The 15,544-nt window shown below is 72.7% G+C and carries 16 protein-coding genes and 1 tRNA gene; 7 read left to right on the top strand and 10 right to left on the bottom strand.

Features of this window, described 5'->3' with window-relative positions; translation table 11 throughout:
* Positions 1 to 21: 21 nt before the first annotated feature.
* Entirely contained in the window at positions 22 to 237 is a 216-nt protein-coding gene (locus AC29IT_RS04230) for a DUF397 domain-containing protein (protein WP_488217930.1), read from the bottom strand.
* Positions 234 to 1,082, bottom strand: a complete 849-nt coding sequence (locus AC29IT_RS04225) for a helix-turn-helix domain-containing protein (RefSeq protein WP_358442288.1) — start codon at positions 1,080 to 1,082, stop codon at positions 234 to 236. The genes AC29IT_RS04230 and AC29IT_RS04225 overlap by 4 nt, the downstream gene beginning before the upstream one ends.
* Positions 1,083 to 1,250: 168 nt before the next feature.
* Here AC29IT_RS04225 and AC29IT_RS04220 point away from each other — a divergent pair, with 168 nt between their 5' ends.
* Together AC29IT_RS04220 and AC29IT_RS04215 are read left to right on the top strand one after the other, a co-directional pair.
* Complete coding sequence (locus AC29IT_RS04220; RefSeq protein WP_488217929.1) at positions 1,251 to 1,499, top strand: hypothetical protein; 249 nt, start codon at positions 1,251 to 1,253, stop codon at positions 1,497 to 1,499.
* Complete coding sequence (locus tag AC29IT_RS04215) at positions 1,496 to 1,891, top strand: hypothetical protein (RefSeq protein WP_488217928.1); 396 nt, start codon at positions 1,496 to 1,498, stop codon at positions 1,889 to 1,891. Before AC29IT_RS04220 ends, AC29IT_RS04215 begins: the two co-directional genes overlap by 4 nt.
* A 219-nt stretch (positions 1,892 to 2,110) precedes the next feature.
* Here the strand turns inward: AC29IT_RS04215 and AC29IT_RS04210 are convergent, their stop codons facing one another.
* Positions 2,111 to 2,962, bottom strand: coding sequence for a helix-turn-helix domain-containing protein (locus tag AC29IT_RS04210; protein WP_358442295.1), 852 nt, complete (start codon positions 2,960 to 2,962; stop codon positions 2,111 to 2,113).
* A gap of 125 nt (positions 2,963 to 3,087) precedes the next feature.
* Here AC29IT_RS04210 and AC29IT_RS04205 point away from each other — a divergent pair, with 125 nt between their 5' ends.
* Entirely contained in the window at positions 3,088 to 4,086 is a 999-nt protein-coding gene (locus AC29IT_RS04205) for an aldo/keto reductase (RefSeq protein ID WP_488218242.1), read from the top strand.
* A gap of 112 nt (positions 4,087 to 4,198) precedes the next feature.
* Here AC29IT_RS04205 and AC29IT_RS04200 read toward each other — a convergent pair whose 3' ends face one another.
* Positions 4,199 to 4,849, bottom strand: coding sequence for a GOLPH3/VPS74 family protein (locus AC29IT_RS04200; RefSeq protein ID WP_488217927.1), 651 nt, complete (start codon positions 4,847 to 4,849; stop codon positions 4,199 to 4,201).
* Positions 4,846 to 5,601 (bottom strand): helix-turn-helix domain-containing protein, encoded by a 756-nt coding sequence (locus AC29IT_RS04195; protein ID WP_488217926.1) that lies wholly within the window; start codon positions 5,599 to 5,601, stop codon positions 4,846 to 4,848. The genes AC29IT_RS04200 and AC29IT_RS04195 overlap by 4 nt, the downstream gene beginning before the upstream one ends.
* Before the next feature lie 787 nt (positions 5,602 to 6,388).
* On the opposite strand from AC29IT_RS04195, the gene AC29IT_RS04190 reads away from it, so the two are divergent.
* On the top strand, positions 6,389 to 6,601 hold the full coding sequence (locus tag AC29IT_RS04190) for a hypothetical protein (protein ID WP_488217925.1): 213 nt from the start codon (positions 6,389 to 6,391) through the stop codon (positions 6,599 to 6,601).
* A 6-nt stretch (positions 6,602 to 6,607) separates the two neighbouring features.
* On the opposite strand, the gene AC29IT_RS04185 is transcribed toward AC29IT_RS04190, so the two are convergent.
* The gene (locus AC29IT_RS04185) at positions 6,608 to 7,582 is read right to left on the bottom strand and encodes a hypothetical protein (RefSeq protein ID WP_488217924.1); all 975 of its coding nucleotides are present in this window, start codon (positions 7,580 to 7,582) and stop codon (positions 6,608 to 6,610) included.
* A gap of 226 nt (positions 7,583 to 7,808) precedes the next feature.
* Between AC29IT_RS04185 and AC29IT_RS04180 the strand changes: the two genes are divergently transcribed.
* Positions 7,809 to 8,237, top strand: coding sequence for a hypothetical protein (locus AC29IT_RS04180; protein WP_488217923.1), 429 nt, complete (start codon positions 7,809 to 7,811; stop codon positions 8,235 to 8,237).
* 20 nt (positions 8,238 to 8,257) lie between these two features.
* Complete coding sequence (locus AC29IT_RS04175) at positions 8,258 to 9,043, top strand: SDR family oxidoreductase (protein WP_488217922.1); 786 nt, start codon at positions 8,258 to 8,260, stop codon at positions 9,041 to 9,043.
* Here AC29IT_RS04175 and AC29IT_RS04170 read toward each other — a convergent pair.
* The 3 genes from AC29IT_RS04170 to AC29IT_RS04160 form a co-directional block, all read right to left on the bottom strand.
* Positions 9,037 to 9,657, bottom strand: a complete 621-nt coding sequence (locus AC29IT_RS04170; protein ID WP_488217921.1) for a TetR/AcrR family transcriptional regulator — start codon at positions 9,655 to 9,657, stop codon at positions 9,037 to 9,039. The genes AC29IT_RS04175 and AC29IT_RS04170 overlap by 7 nt on opposite strands.
* 337 nt (positions 9,658 to 9,994) lie before the next feature.
* Complete coding sequence (locus AC29IT_RS04165) at positions 9,995 to 11,059, bottom strand: DUF418 domain-containing protein (RefSeq protein WP_488217920.1); 1,065 nt, start codon at positions 11,057 to 11,059, stop codon at positions 9,995 to 9,997.
* A gap of 945 nt (positions 11,060 to 12,004) precedes the next feature.
* Positions 12,005 to 12,077, bottom strand: a tRNA-Arg gene (locus AC29IT_RS04160).
* A 177-nt stretch (positions 12,078 to 12,254) separates the two neighbouring features.
* Between AC29IT_RS04160 and AC29IT_RS04155 the strand changes: the two genes are divergently transcribed.
* On the top strand, positions 12,255 to 14,288 hold the full coding sequence (locus AC29IT_RS04155) for an AAA family ATPase (RefSeq protein WP_488217919.1): 2,034 nt from the start codon (positions 12,255 to 12,257) through the stop codon (positions 14,286 to 14,288).
* Here AC29IT_RS04155 and AC29IT_RS04150 read toward each other — a convergent pair.
* A complete protein-coding gene (locus AC29IT_RS04150; RefSeq protein WP_488217918.1) occupies positions 14,285 to 15,442 on the bottom strand; it encodes a hypothetical protein in 1,158 nt (385 codons plus the stop codon). The genes AC29IT_RS04155 and AC29IT_RS04150 overlap by 4 nt on opposite strands.
* Positions 15,443 to 15,544 lie beyond the last annotated feature (102 nt).

Raw genomic sequence — 15,544 nt, 5'->3', positions numbered from 1 at the left:
GTTCGCCGGGGCCGGTCCTGCTCACGCCTCGAAGCGGCCGTTCCCGACCGCCCGCACGAACGCGGCCCACTGCGCGACGGTGGCGGTGAAGTGGCCCGCGCCCCGGTCCTTGCTGTCCCGCACCGCGGCACCTCCCCCGACCCGGCCGACCTCGACGCAGTCGCTGTGCTGGTGGCTGCGGGTGGACTTGCGCCACCCGGTCGGTGTCGACGAGTTCGAAACAGTCACGTCGTTCATCCCCTCCGTTCGAGAACCTCGCCGATGAGCCCGACCGTGTCCGCCGGACTCATCGCCATTGTCTCGATATCGTCTCGCGCTTCCACGAACGCGCGGACATCACCTTCGTCGCGGAGGAACGTCGACGAACGGAGGTGTTCCATGAGCACCACTGGCGAAGCCTTCGCGAACTCCAGGAGCACGTACTGACCGGCGTGGATCGGCGTCCATCCCGCTGACTGCGGCACGACTCGGATCGTGACGTTCTCCCGCTCGGACATCTCGATGAGGAACTCCAGCTGATCGCGCATCGCCGCGTCGTCGCCGATCGGTTGGAGCAATGACCATTCGAGGAGGAAAGCCGTGTACTGCACCGGGTTCCTGCGGCGAGTCAGCACGTCGCGACGGCCGATCCGCATCGACACCATTCGGTCCCGCTCGGCGTTCGACGCGCTGCCGTCGACGATGGCTCGCGCGTAGTCCGACGTCTGCAGCAATCCCGGGATGACGACGGGTGCCACGTTGGTGATCCGCTGGGCGTTTCGCTCGAAGTCCATCAGCGCGGCCAACACATCCGCTTCACCGTCTGCCCCGACGGAGACGGAGTTGGCCAATTCCGCGGCAGCCTCGCGGGCGAGCGTGATCACACGTTCACGCGCCTCGCCGTTGATGTCGAGCACGGCGCACAACGCGACGATCGAATCTTGTCCCGGTACGCGTTCGCCACGTTCCCAACGGGCGATCACGGAGTGCGCGACGTCCAGTTTCTCGCCCATGGCGCGGAGCGAGTGTCCGCAGCGCTTCCGCGCCTCCCTGATCTCGGAGCCCAGGATGTACGCGCGTGGTGACGGCGTGGTCTCTGGCATGACCACAGGCTAAGCGAAGCCCGTGCACTCGAAAGAGGCATTGATCATGTGCTCGAGTACATGGAAGCTGTTCTTGATACAGCGAGAACAGTGAGTCCACGGCTGAACAGCTCGGAGGACTTCGGGACAGGGATCGAGAACCTGTCCCTCGAACCTCGGGAGGCGATCGTGAACGCCGATGACGTCGTGCGGGTCCGCTACGCGCCGGGCGTGGTGGGTGAGACCCGGCGGGTCGTGCACGTAGCGATCCGCCGCCCGGACGGAGCGTGCGCCGCGCTGTGCGAGCTGGTGATCGAAGCGACGGAAGCGGAACTGCTCGACGGGCCCGCCGGGATGCCGTGCCTGGTGTGCGTCCGCGCGCTGGTGCTCGGGTCGGGTGGGGCAACGGCCGAGCTCGATGCGGAGGCGTCGCGGTGAGCGGGTGGGCTTGGCTGACGTCCGAGTGGTGCTCGACCTGGCACGTGGTGGGACGCGACGCGGCCGGTGCGGTGATCGTCGCGACCTGCGGGCACCCGCTGACCGGCCGCATGTCCCGAGTGCTCGGCGGACCGCCACCGCCGGACGCGCGCGAGGTCTGCCAGTCCTGCGTCGCCGCGGCAGGGCAGGACGACGTCCCCGGCTTGTGGTCTCCGTTCGAGGTCGCGCTGGTCGTGATGTCCGAACGCCGCTCGTTCCACGCCGTGCCACCGGAACCGGAGCCACCGATCACCTGGCCGGAGCAGGACCCGGACGCGCCGGGGCGGATCGCGGAACCGCAGTGGCTCCCGCCCGTCCCGGGATTCGGCCGCAGCCTCAGCGCAGCGGCCTGAACTGGACCGCGGCCGCCGACGCGCCCCCGTCGGTCGGTCGCGCCTCGCCGGAAACCGCTCGCTACCCCGACCGCGAGCTCCGGCGGGGAACCCGGCCCCGGTACCCGGAACCCTTCCCCGACGGGTGCCGGGGCCACCCCCGACCCGCCCACCATCGGTCGGCGACGGCCGCCCGCACGTCCGTCGCGCGGCTCGGCGCCGCAACCGGCGCGCGGGCGGTCAGCGGGGTGGGGCGTCTGCCGGGAACTCCTCGGTGCCGAGGACCAGGAGCAGGTCCAGGCGTTCGCGGGTGTCGGTGTCGGCGGGGGTGAGGACGAGGAGTTCTTGCCGCTGGTCCGGGGTGACGAGCGTTTCGCAGTCCATCAGCAGCGGGCCCACCCGCGGGTGCACCAGGGTCTTGCGGTCGGCGCGGCGGACGGCCACCTCGTGCTCGTCCCAGCGCCGCCGGAACTCGTCGCTCGCCGCCCGCAGCCGTTCCACCAGCGCGGCCACCTCCGGGTCGTCCGCGCGGCGGCCCGCGGTCGCCCGCAGGTCCGCGACCAGCTGGTGGGAGTGCCGGTCGTGCTCCTCCGGCAGGTGCCGCAGCTGCACGTCGGGGTCGGTGAACCAGCGGTGCACCAGGTAGCGGTCGTCGCCGGTGAACCGGGTCTGGTCGCCCATCAGCGCCAGGCTCGCCGGGTTCTGCGCCAGCACCTCGCCCAGGTCGGACAGCACCAGCGCGGGCGTGTCACCGAGCAGGTCGAGCATCCGCACCAGCCCGGCGCGGGCCGTGCGGGCCGTCCCGGCCGCGTGCGGCGGGTGGTGCCCGGCGAGGTGGAACAGGTGCGCGCACTCGTCGTCGGACAGCCGCAGCGCCCGCGCGAGCGCACCGAGCAGCTGCGTCGACGGCTGGCTGCTGCGGCCCTGCTCCAAGCGCACCACGTAGTCCACCGACATGCCCGCCAGCATCGCCACCTCCTCCCGGCGGAGTCCGGCGGTGCGGCGCCGCGGCCCGGCGGGCAGCCCCACCTGGGCGGGGCGGACCGCTTCGCGGCGGCGGCGCAGGAAATCGGCCAGGGCATCACGCTGCACGGTTCCATCTTGCTCCCGGCCGCCGACCGCATCCAGGGAGCGGCTCTCCCACGATGCACGCTCGCTCCCGCACCGCCCGGTTCCGGCGCAAGGTGGACGGCGAGACCTACGAAGGAGAACACGCCATGCGGCAACGAAAGCTGGGGACGACCGGACCGGTGAGCTCCGCGCTGGGGCTCGGCGCGATGGGCATGTCCGGGGAGGCGTACGGCGCGTCCGACCGGGCGGAGAGCATCGCCACCGTGCACCGCGCGCTGGACGCGGGGGTCACGCTCATCGACACCGGCGACTTCTACGCGATGGGCCACAACGAACTGCTGCTCGCCGAGGCGCTGCGCGACCGGAACCGGGAGGACTACCTGCTGAGCGTCAAGTTCGGCGCGCTCCGCGGCCCCGGCATGCGCTTCGGCGGGCAGGACAACCGGCCGGCGGCGGTGCGGAACTTCCTGGCCTACTCGCTGCAGCGGCTGGGCACCGACCACATCGACGTGTACCGGCCCGCGCGGCTCGACCCGGCGGTGCCCATCGAGGACACCATCGGGGCGATCGCCGAGATGGTCGAGGCCGGGCACGTGCGCCACATCGGTCTCTCCGAGGTGGACGCGGACACGATCCGCCGGGCCCACGCGGTGCACCCGATCGCGGACCTGCAGATCGAGTACTCGCTGCTGTCCCGCGCGGTGGAGGCCGAGGTGCTGCCGACGTTGCGCGAGCTCGGCATCGGCCTGACCGCGTACGGCGTGCTGGGTCGCGGCCTCATCTCCGGGCACTGGAGCGCGGAGCGCAGCGGTGCCGCCGGGGACGCGCGCGGGGCGTCGCCGCGGTTCTCCAGCGGCAACGTGGAGCACAACCTGGCGCTGGTGGAGGAGCTGCGCCGGGTCGCGGACGAGAAGGGCTGCACCGTCGCCCAGCTGGCCATCGCGTGGGTCGCCGCGCAGGGCGAGGACGTGGTGCCGCTGGTCGGCGCCCGTACCCGCGACCGGCTGGCGGAGGCGCTGCCCGCCGCGGACCTGGACCTCACCGCCGACGACCTGGCGCGGATCGAGGCGGCGGTGCCCGCCGGTTCCGCCCGCGGCGACCGCTACCCGGCCGCGTTCATGGCCGAGCTCGGCGTCGGGAACTGAGCGGGTTCGCCGCGCCGGGCCCCCCCACCCCGCGGTGCCCGGCGCGGCGGCGGCCCGCGCTCGCACCCCTCAGGCGAACGCCTGCCGCAGACCGAGAGCCCCGTTCCCGGCCTCACGCGGTCGCCGCGCTCCGGCGGGCCGCGATGGACAAGGTCAACGCTTTGCGCACGTGCGGGAGCCGCTCGTCGACGTGCGCGGCGGCCGCTTTCGCCGCGTCCTTGTGCGCGCGCCGCTCCTTGCCGGTGAACGCGGTGCGGACGTCGCCTTCGAGGGCGAACGCGGCCAGCACCACGTCGTCCGGTTCGTGCGCGGCGGGCGGCCGACCGCCCAGCACCACGTCCCGCACCCGGCCCTGCAGTTCCCGGACCCGCCCGGGGTCGGCGGCGGTGATGTCGTGCACCGGGAACAGGCCCAGCGCGCGCCGGCGCTCCGCGGTGATCGCCCCGGCGGCGGCGAGCTGGTCGCGCACCGCGGCCTCCGCGTGCTGGAAGCCGGTGTCGATGAGGGTGGTCCAGCGGCGCGGCCGGTCCTCGCGGACGGCGCCGAGCACGTCCGCGAGGAACGCGTCGTCCGGCGGGAACGCCGCGGCGGGGGCGCGTTCGACCTTGCCGCCGGATTCCCGCAGCAGGCCGCGCTGCACCAGTTCCACGACCGCGGCCGCGCGCAGCAGCGATCCGCGGACCAGCACGCTCGCCGCGTCGAGCTTGCCCTTGTCGACGTCGTAGGAGAGCAGGAACATCCGGTGTGCCAACGACTCGTTCACGGCGTCTCCCCGTCTTCGGGCAGCGGCAGCGGGTTCTCGGCGAGCAGCTGCTCCAGCCGCACCAGGACCTTGATCTGCGCCGGGTTGTAGAGGTCGATGATCGCCTTGCCCATGGTCTCTTGCGCGAAGCGCTTGCCGCTCGGCGCATCGACGTTCGCCGCGTGCAGCCCGGGGAAGTCGCGGTACAGCTCGCGGACGAACGGCGCGGTGCGTTCCGCCAGGTCCTGGCAGGCCGCGTCGTCGGCGTCCGCGGGCAGCGCGTCGAACTCGGCGCTCATCGGATCCGGCGGCATGTCCTGCAGCATGTCCGAGTAGGCCTGCACGCCCTGCGGCCCGAGCACCCGGGACATCACCACCACCAGCGAGCGGTCCGCATCGGACAGCTTCGTCTTCGCGGCGGGCGCGAACTCCGCGGGCAGATCGGTCGGCATGGACTGGCGCAGGATCAGGCCGAGTTCCACCCGGGCGCGCTGCAGGCGTTCGATGGTGGTGGCGAGCTCCGCGTCGAGGGTGCGCAGCGCCTCCTCCGGGTGGTCGTCGGCCTCGCCCATCTCCGCGATCTGCGACAGCGAGAACCCCAGATCGGTGAGCCGCTTGATCCGCAGCAACCGCACCAGGTGTGCCACGCCGTACTGCTTGTAGCCGTTCGACCGCCGTTCGGGCTCGGCCAGCAGGCCGACGTCGTGGTAGTGCCGCACCGCCCGCAGGCTCGTCCCGGCCAGCTCGGCGATCTCCCGAGTGCTCCACGCCACTTCCGACACCTCATCGTCCGCATCGTCCCGACGCGTCCGCGCCGGATACCGGTAGTCCAAACCGTGCCGCTGCGGCATGGTCAAGCCCGGGCGGCCAGAAAAGCAGAAAAGTGACCCGCATCGCAGCGGTGGCTCCCGCTGGCCGGAGCCGTCCGGCCCGCTGGCGGTGGCCGCGGCCTGCCCGCGGGAGGCTCACCCACTGCGGCCTGCTCACGGGGCCCACCCGCGGCGGCCCCTCGGCGTCCCGCCCGCTCGCCGAGGGTTTCCCCGATCGCCCTCGCGCGGCCGCACCGAACCGGGCGCGATCCTGGTTGGTTGGCCCCGAGCCCGAGCCCGAGCCCGAGCCCGAGCCCGAGCCCGAGCCCGAGCCCGAGCCCGAACCCGAACCCGAACCCGACCGCGGCCGTGCGACGGCGCCGCCCGCTGCGTGAGCCACCTCCGCCGAGGCGGGCCGCCCGCGCCGGTGCCCGGCTGCCCGGTGCCGCCGCGGCAGGTTCCGCCCGGCACCGCCGGCGCCACCGAGCAGCGCGGCCCGGCGAATGCGGGAGGGGCGTTCGGCATCGACGTGGGAGCGCCGCCGAACACCCCTCCCCGGCCGAACCCCACGCTCGCGCGCGTGGTGGGCGAGCCCGATCCGCAGGTGCCGCGGATCGGGCTCGCGCCGGTCCGCGGTCACCGGGCGGGGCCGCCCGTGCGTTCCGCGACCAACCGGCCCGACCGCGTGCGCCGAACCGGTTCCCGCGGAACCGGCACCGTGCGAACCTGGTGCGGGGCGGAGGTGGTGCGGATGCGGCAGGTCGACCGCTGGGTCTCGGCGCATCCCGTCCGCTCCTCGATCGTCCTGGGGCTGGCCGTCGCCGCGATCACCCTGCTCATCAGCGGGCTCTTCCACCCGGACGGCCTGTCCCACGGCCTGGGCAAGCTGTGGCTGACCCCGCTAGTCGTCCTCCTCCACCTGGTCATCGTCCGTCCCGCTTCCGCGACGCACCGCCGCGACTAGCAGTCCTCAGATCCAGGTGACGGGACCCCGGGGTTCCACCGCGCCCCGGCGAATCCCGCACTCGACGTCCTCGTCGAGCGCGATGTTCCACGCGCGCAGCCCGGCGATCGTGCCGCTCTCGTCGAACGGGACGTCGCGCCGGCAGAACACCGTGCCGGGGAACCCGTCGAGCCGGAACCGCAGCTCGAGCTCGGTGTCCAGGCCGCTGCCCCGGACGACGAGTTCCGCGTCCCGCGCGCCCACGTCGACGGCGGCCCGCAGCTGACTCCGGGAGAAGTCCAGGTATTCATCGAGTTCGCGGCGCACCTCCCGCTCGTCCCGGCGACGCGGCAGGCACCGGTCGGCGACGTCGAGGTCCGGCACCGGTGTGCTCGTCACCCCCTGCCCGGTCGCGGTGAGCACCAGTGCTGCGCAGCGCGGGCGGAACGGCCACGGCCGCTTGTTCTCCCGCTGCACGCAGACCACCGCCGTGTCGTCGAGGAAGGCCTGCGCGAGCAGGCGGGCCGGGGCGGGGAAGTGGATCCGTTCGTCGCCGTGCAGCACTTCGGCGTGCCAGTCCCAGATCCCGAGGTGGCTGCGGAACGTCCACTCCTGCCACCGTTCCTCGATGCTCTGACCGTCCGGCCGGTGGCTCAGCCGCCGATTCCGGCGCGGCTGCGGCGGGATCTCGGAACGCTCCACCGCCGAAGTGGACAGCCGGCCACCCGGGTCGGCGGCGACGGCGATCGTCGAGCGCGCGGTGGGGCGGTCGGACGCGCCGGCGTGCGGTGGCCGGTCGGAGACGAAGGCCCGCTCGCCACCGCTCGCCACCACGCGCGTCCCCGTGCCGAGGGGCTCCGCCGAGTCCGCCCATCCGACCACGTCGAGCACTTCCCCCGACCTCGACAGCGAGATCGCGACCGGCTGCACCTGGTCCACCAGGACGAAGCACGAACCGACGGCACGCGCGAAACCGGGGCGGAACGGGCGTTCCGAGGTCATGCCGCACCTCGCGGGCCTGGTCGTCGGCGGACCGCTGCCCGGATGGCGGGCGAGCGGTCCCGGGAGTCGCAGTGAACCGCGCGAAGCCGTCCCGGTCCACGTTCCCCGGCCGATGTGACCCGTCGCGCTCCGATTCCCGGGCGTGAACCTCGCGAAACGGATGGCGTTATGCCGATGGCCATCTCTATGCTGATGACATAGAAACGAGGTGGAGGAGGTCCAGGACGTGGTGGGAGCAGAGGCGCACGAGGCCGTGCGGGACTCGTCGGCCGGGCACTCGCGGCGACGGCAGGTGATCGCGCTGGTCGTGGCGCCGATCCTGTTCGGCGTGCTCGCCGGGGTCGCGCTCAAGTGGTCGGTGGTGGCCTGGTGGACGATGCAGGGCCTCGGAGTGGTCGGTGCGGTCTTCGCCGGGCGCGAGCACAAGTACGGGTGGTCGGCGGCGTTGCGCGGGATCGTCGCCGGGCTGATCGCCACGAGCGTCGTCATCGGCATGCACGCGCTGCTGCCGGGAACCGACGTCGAGGCGCTGGCGCTCCCGTCGTACCTGTTCGAAGCGGCCGCGGCGTCCGCGGTGCTGCACCTGATCGGGGCAGCACCGGGACGGATCCGCCGCCGTGCCGCGCAGGTGTCCGCGCGGCTGCGCACCCGATGATCGACGAGGAGGGCAGAGCAGTGCGGGAGTGGAACGGATCGGTCGCCTTCATCACCGGTGGCGGCCGCGGAATCGGTCTCGGCATCGCCCGGGCGCTCGCCACCCGCGGCGTGCGGCTGGCGCTGGCCGACATCGACGAGGAAGCGCTGGCACGCAGCGCCGACGAGCTCGCGCAGGTCACCGAGGTCGTGACCACGCCGCTGGACGTCCGGGACCGCGCGGCGTTCACCGCCGTCGCCGACACCGTCGAAGCGTCGCTGGGCCCGGTCGACCTGCTGTTCAACAACGCCGGGATCGCCCCGCACGCACCGGTCACCGAGTGGACCTGGGAGAAGTGGGACGTCGCGCTGGGCATCAACCTGCACGGCGTCATCAACGGGCTGCAGGCGTTCCTGCCCCGCATGATCGCGCGTGGCGCGGGCGGGCACGTCGTGAACACCGCGTCCGGTGCCGGCCTGATCGCCAACTCGAGCGTGCTCTACACGACCGCGAAGTTCGCGGTGGTGGGGCTTTCCGAGTCACTGCAACGGGAATTGAGCGGGTACGGCATCGACGTGAGCGTGCTGTGCCCCGGACCGGTCGACACCGGCATCCTCGGCAACACCGGCGCGATCGACGCGGACGTGGCGGTGAGGCACGGGCGCACCGAGAACTACCTCAAGTACGGGGCGAACATCGACGCCGTCGGCGAGCTCGTGCTCGCGGGCATGGCGGCGCGCGCCACGTGGATCCACACCGACGACTTCGTGCGCCCGATGTTGGAACGCCGGATGGCGGACCTCCTCGACTCGCTCCCGGCTCACTGAGCCGGATCGCCCCACACGTCCCGGAGGTTCCCCTCGAACTGGGTCGCGACCAGCCGCATCGCCGCGTCGAAGTCGACGTCGTCCTGGTCGATCAGGGCCTGCAGGTGGATGCCGAAGAGCGCTCCGATGAACGCCACCGCGAACGCCCGCTCCCGCTCCGGTGCGGTCTCCGGATCGGCGGTCGCAGGCCGACGTGCCTGCAACCGGCGCTCCAGACCGCGCCGGTGCCGGGCGAAGTACTCCTGGTACTGGCCGCGAACCGCCCCCGAACTGCCCATCGCCTCGGTCAGCGCCACGAACACCAGCGCCGATTCACCGTTCCGCACCCAGGCCGCGAACTCCTCGGCCAGCTCGGTGAGCGTCGGGGGAGCCGTGCGGGGCTCCGGCGTCATCACGCGGTCCATCGCGCGTTCGATCACGGCGAGGAACAGGCCGTGCTTGTTCTTGAAGTGCCACGGGATCGAGCCACGGCTGATGCCGGAGCGCTGCGCGATCTCGGCGAACGAGGTGCGCTCGAATCCGCGCTCGGTGAACAGCCCCTCCGCCGCGTCGAGGATGCGGCGGCGGCTCTCGTCGCCGATCTCGTCGATCCGACGTCTTCCCTGGGAGTTCACGCGCGCCGTCCTCGAGGTCCGCGCCCGGCGGGCCCGGGCCTGGGCGTGCCGGCGAGCCGAGCCCGGCCGCCATGCCGCGCACGCCGTTCACCAGCGATGTTCTGCGCCCCCTGCGGCACGGGCGGTTCAGCCGGAGCCGTGCGGTGGGCGCGGCGAAGTCTAGCCGTCACCGCCGTGATCCCCTGCCGGGTGACCGGCCGCGGTGCACGGCTGGGGCGACGGGCTGCGGTGCACGGCTGGGTGACCGGCCGCAAACGACCGGCCGCAGTGCACGGCCGGGACGGCCGGTCGGCGCCTCCCGCCGATCGGCCGCCGCCCGAACTCCGGGCGCCCGGCTTCACGCGCGACGGGAGGCTCCGGCCCGCAGCGGGGTGAACTCCCAGTAGGTGCCGCACCGCCACGCCCACTCCAGCGGCCCCTGGCGGAACCGCCGGAGCCACCACGCGGAGAAGGCGCTCTGGAGCACGATCACCGCCAGGCAGAACCCCAGCGCCGCCAAGGCCGACAGGTGACCGGACGTCACGAGCAGCGGGAGGACGGTCGTGCAGACGACCGTCTGCCCCAGGTAGTTGCTGAACGCCATCCGCCCGTAGAACCGCAGGAACGACAGCACCCGCTCCGCTCCCGGGTGGCGCAGCGCCAGGACCAGTCCGGTGACGTACATCAGCCCCGGGATCGCGGCCGTGCGGAAGGCGATGTCGTGGGCCTGGTCGCTCCCGGCCAGCAGCGTCCACACCCAGATCGGTACGGAGCAGGCCGCGGTGACCCAGAAGGCGATCTTGACCGGAAGCCGCGCGCCGACCTCGAACAGTCCCCGTTCGGCCGCCCAGAAGCCGAGTGCCATGTGGCCCAACGTCCGGGCGAATTCGAACAGCACCGTCAACTGGGGTGGCAGCCCGGCATCGCCCGCACCGAGCGTGGCGGTCAGCCGCAGGAAATCCGGAACCAGCGACGCCACGACCCCCACGGTCACGAGGACCGTCCGCGGCAGGAACGTCAGGAGCAGGAGCACGAAGGCGAGCACGCCGTAGGACATGAGCACGTCGATGCCGCCGAGAGCCGAATTGAGCACCCCGGCCAGAACCAAGATGATCATCCGCCGGGAGTACGCCCACAGCGATCTCTCCTTGGCCCGGAGCCGGGACAGGAAGAGGAACGCACTCGTGCCGAAGAGGAATGCGAAGACGAAGTGGAACTTGCCCAAGGCGACGAGGTCGACGAACTTCCAGAGCGCCGCATCGGAGCCGCCGGGGACCTCGGACCAGCCCGCCAGCCTCAGGAAGTAGGTGATGTTGATCAAGAGGATGCCGGCGATCGCAACACCGCGGATCACATCGATGGACACGATGCGGTCCGCCGCCGATGAGACGACCGGAATGCGCTCCGTTGGGGCGTTGTGCACACCCGCTCCTTTCTCGTCCGAGGCCTCGGCGATGCCGAATCCACCGGTCGCGATGGCGCCTCGGTAGCAGTGGACGAACAGCGGTGTTCACCCGATGCGTCCGCACGATCGCGCAGCGGATGGCGAAGATCCGATCGCGGTCCTGCTCGTGCCCGGCCTTGAATTCCCGCAGTTCACGGGCCTTCATCGGCGGACGGAGGGCAAGAATCCGGGCGCGGGAATACGCGCGCCGATGAGCGCGTCGCGATGCGGAACCGGCTGCCGACGTGAACCGTCGACGTCCTCATGTCCTCGCGAGCACGTGAAACCATTCCCCCTCGGTCGGCGACCGCAAAAGCGGCGAACACCACCCGACCGCAAGCTACGTGCGCCCCGAGCCGCCCGGCGCAGCGCCGACGAGCCGGGAAGGGGATCAAAGGGGAAACCTCCACGGCACCCGAAGTGCCTCCGATGCCCTCCGAGAATTCCCCGATATCCACGTGAACCGAACCCTATCCACAGGTCCGAATCAGGTCTCCGCAGCGCGGATGCGAACGCACTCGAAGCCCACCGGAGAACGATGATCAGCCGTCAACATGATGCTTCCGTTTGTTGATGACTCATCGCCATCGATTGACGACCCAGTTCCGCACGTGAATAACCGTATGACTGCGCGGTGACACCGTCGTGCGGTCACGGGGGGTGTGGCGGCACTGCTGAGCATCGCAGTCCGGGAGGTTCTGGGACCGCCGAGGCGTCCGCGGAGCTGTTCGAGAAGGCGATCCGGGTCGCCGAGCGGCTGCTCGCCGAGGCGCAACCGGGCGGCGGACGGCGGTCGCCGAAGCGCTCAACGGCCGAGCACCGGAAGAAGTCGCCCCATATCTGCCCTGCGCAGAACCGTCCTCATCGGACGGAAAGATCATCGCTGTGGATTTCCGGCGCAGGTCAACGGGTAGTTGATCAGAGCGCCCCCGGCAGGATTCGAACCTGCGACACCGGCTTTAGGAGAGCCGTGCTCTATCCCCTGAGCTACGGGGGCGTGGTCGACGTGTCGACTGGTCGAAGGGTACCGGCCGGGGTGCGGCGGGGGACAGCAGGGCCGGGCCCGAACGGGATCTGCGCGCTGGGGTGATCGCGTATGGTGAGGTGATCGTCACTGGGAAGCGACACCGGCACGGCCGGTGCGGTCTGGGCCGGTGCGGTCCGGGGGAGTGGGATGGGCAACGAGAACCGCGGCGACGTCGAGCAGCTCGTCCAGGCCGGGTCGATCGGGCAGGTGCACTTCCACCAGCGGGTGCCGGTGGCGTTGCGCGCCGAGCAGTTGCAGCCGGGGCAGGCCGGGTTCGTGGACCGGGAGGCCGAGCGGGCGGAGCTGGACGCCGCGGTGGCGCGCAGTGGTGACTACCCGGCGTGCGTGCTGGTCAGCGGCCCGCGCGGGGCGGGGAAGACGGCTCTGGTGCGGCAGTGGATGCACGAGTCGGCGCACGGGTTCCGGCACCGGATCTATCTCGACCTCCGCGACCGGGACGCGACGAAGCTGGACGTGGTCTCGCACTGCCTGCACGCGTTCGAGCTCGACGTGCCCGCCTCCGCGGACGCCGCCGAGGGGCTGTACCGCAGCTTCACCCGGGAGCACGACGTGGCGCTGGTGCTGGACAACGTGGCGAACCCGCGCGAGTTCCTGCCGTTGCTGCCGTCGTCGCCGGACGGGTTGCTGGTGCTCATCGGGTGGCGGCAGCGGCCCGAGCTCGCCGTCGAGGACGTGGTGCCGCTCGGGTTGCGGCGGCTCGACGCGGATTCCGGGGTGGCGCTGCTGCGCGCCGGCGCCGGTGACCGGGTGGTGGCCGAACCGGAGCAGGCGCGGCGCATCGTGGAGCTGTGCGGCGGGCTCCCGGTGGCGATCCGGATCATCGCCGGGTTGCTGGCGAAGCGGCCCGGCCGGTCGCTGGCGCGGATGGCCGACGACCTGGCGGCGGACGGGCGGCTGGAGAAGTTCGTCGAGGACGGCGTACCGGTGGTGCTGCGGCACTACGACGAGGTGCTCGCCGCGCTGCCCGCCGACGAGCGCGCGCTGCACGGGCAGCTGGGGCACGTCCCCGGGCCGACGTTCTCCGCGGGCGCGGTCGCGGCGCTCGCCGACCTGCCCGAGGACGAAGCGGAGCGGCTGCTCGACGAGCTGCACGCGGCGAACCTGCTGGAACGCACCGACCACGACGGCGAATACCGGTTCCACGACCTGGTCCGGCTGCACGCCGAACGGCTGCGGGACGCGGACGACGGCGCGCTCGGGCGGCTCGTCGGCTGGTACCGGGTGCACGGCGCCTACGCGGACCGGGCGGTGCTGGAGCCGCAGCGGCTGCGGATCGGGCAGGACGACGCGCTGCTCACCGCGCCGAACCCGTTCACCGATGCCACCGCGCGGGACTGGCTGGACCGGGAGCGGGTGAACCTCGTGCACGTGCTGGCCGCCGCGCATGAGCACGGCCTGGACCGCGAGGTCATCTCGCTCTGCGACGGTCCGCTGTGGACGTTGCACCAGCAGCATAAGCACTACGCGGACGTGGTGCCCGCGCTGGCCCTGGGGGTCGAGGCGGCGCAGCGCTGCGCGGATCCGGTCGCCGAATCGCGGTTGCGGACGCTGCGCACCCAGCTGCTGCTGGAACTGCGGGACCTCGACGCCGCCGAGGAATCCGGGCGGCGGGCCCGGGAGCTCGCCGAGCAGGCCGGGCACCGGCGGGCGCTGGCCTCCGCGCTGGAATTCCTCGGCAAGGTGCGGACCGCGCGCGGCGACTGGGCCGGGGCGCTGGACCTCCTCGCGCGGTCCAGGGAGATCAACCTCGAACTCGGCAAGCCCCGAGCCGCGGCGCTGCAGGAATACCTGATGGGGCGCGCGCTGGTCGGCGGCGGCGAACCGGTCGCGGCGCTGGACGTGCTGGACTCCGCGCGGCAGCGGCTCCGGGACTTCCCGAACGACCGGCGCACCCCCGACCGCATCCGCGTCGTCGAAGCCCGCGCGCACCAAGCGCTCGGGCGGCACGCGGAAGCGCTCGACGCGCTCGGCGCGGCCGAGGACGGCATCCGCGCCCGCGGCGGCGGGCACGACCTCGCCGAAGCGCTCGAACTGCGGGCGGAATCCCTGCGGCACGACGGGAACGAGGCCGCCGCGCGCGAAGCGCTCGCCGAAGCCGTGGCCCTGCTCGACACCGCCGGTCATCCGGACGCCCCGCGGCTGCGCGCCCTGCTCGGCTAGTCCGACCAGGGCTGCGGGACGAACGGGTCCACCGGCTCCGGGTTCGCCGGGAACGCGGGTTCCGGCAGGCCCAGCTGGTCGTAGAGCACCGCGCGCAGCCGCGACACCGCCGCCACCGGCGGCAGGAACGCCTGCGCGGCCAGGAGTTCGTGCTCCGGCACCGGCTCCGCGGCCGCCACCTCCGACACCGAGGTCACGTGCCGCGCCCGCGCGCCCAGCTCCGCGATCGGCGTGCCCGGGGCCAGCTCGTCGGCGCCGAAACCCGCCAGCAGCAGGGGTTTTCCCAGCGCCGCCGCGTACAGCGCCAGCGATCCGTGGTCCGCCACCACCACGTCCGCCGCCACCAGCACCGCCCGCCAGCCCCGGTGCGGCGGCACCAGCAGCAGGCCCGCGCGCCGCGCCGCACGCGTCCACCGGGTCAGCTGCCACGCGCTGTGCCGCGCCCAGATGTTCGGGTGCAGCACCAGCGCCACCTGCGCGTCCGGGTGCGCGGCCGTCAGCTCGGCCGCCAGCTCCGGGTGGCGCGCGAACAGCGAGTTCGGGCCCCACGTCGAACTCACCAGCACCAACCGGCGATCGCCCACGCCCAGCTCGGCGCGGTACCCCTCCCGCATCGGCAGGCTCGCGCGCAACCGGGCGAAGCACGGATCGCCCACCACCTCGGCGCGCTCCGCCGCCCGCGGGCACGACTCGCGCAGCAGCTCCAGCTGGTTCCGGTGCGACAGCGCCAGCACCGACGGCACGACACGTCCACTGTGGATGATCTGGTCCGCGGACAGGCCGGAGATGTCCGCCGCCGCACCGGAATCCGTCGGGCGCAGCTTGTGGTAGCCCGCGCCGTGCGGCAACGTCACCACCGGGACGTCCAGCTCGTGCAGGGCGCCGTTGCTGCTCGGGGACACCGCCAGGTCGACGTGCTCCTTCGTCGCCGACGCCCAGGGCAGCGAGCGCATCCCCGCGGCGTCCAGGAAACCGCGCAGGTCGCCACCGAACTCCGAGCCCTCGGCGACCGCGAACCGCGCCTCCACCCGGAAGTCGTCGGCGAGCACGGCGAAGACGTCCTGCAAGCGGTCCAGCGCGGTCAGGGTGCGGACGACGCCCAGCACCCGGCGGCGGACCGGGACCGTGGACCAGCGATCCGCCCGCTCAGCCACGACGCCACCGGCTTCCGGGCTTCCGGGCTTCCGGGCTTCCGGGCTTCCGGGCTTCCGGGCTTCCGGGCTTCCGGGCTTCCGGGCTTCCGGGCTTCCGGGCTT

This window comes from Saccharopolyspora sp. MMCC62 (assembly GCF_057736575.1).
This window is presented reverse-complemented; position numbering and strand designations above follow the sequence as displayed.

Bases quoted from the DNA above. Each gene is read 5' to 3' on its own strand.
- AC29IT_RS04230 (WP_488217930.1), bottom strand. From the start codon at position 237: ATGAACGACGTGACTGTTTCGAACTCGTCGACACCGACCGGGTGGCGC.
- AC29IT_RS04225 (WP_358442288.1), bottom strand. From the start codon at position 1,082: ATGCCAGAGACCACGCCGTCACCACGCGCGTACATCCTGGGCTCCGAG.
- AC29IT_RS04205 (WP_488218242.1), top strand. From the start codon at position 3,088: ATGCGGCAACGAAAGCTGGGGACGACCGGACCGGTGAGCTCCGCGCTG.
- AC29IT_RS04190 (WP_488217925.1), top strand. From the start codon at position 6,389: ATGCGGCAGGTCGACCGCTGGGTCTCGGCGCATCCCGTCCGCTCCTCG.
- AC29IT_RS04185 (WP_488217924.1), bottom strand. From the start codon at position 7,582: ATGACCTCGGAACGCCCGTTCCGCCCCGGTTTCGCGCGTGCCGTCGGT.
- AC29IT_RS04155 (WP_488217919.1), top strand. From the start codon at position 12,255: ATGGGCAACGAGAACCGCGGCGACGTCGAGCAGCTCGTCCAGGCCGGG.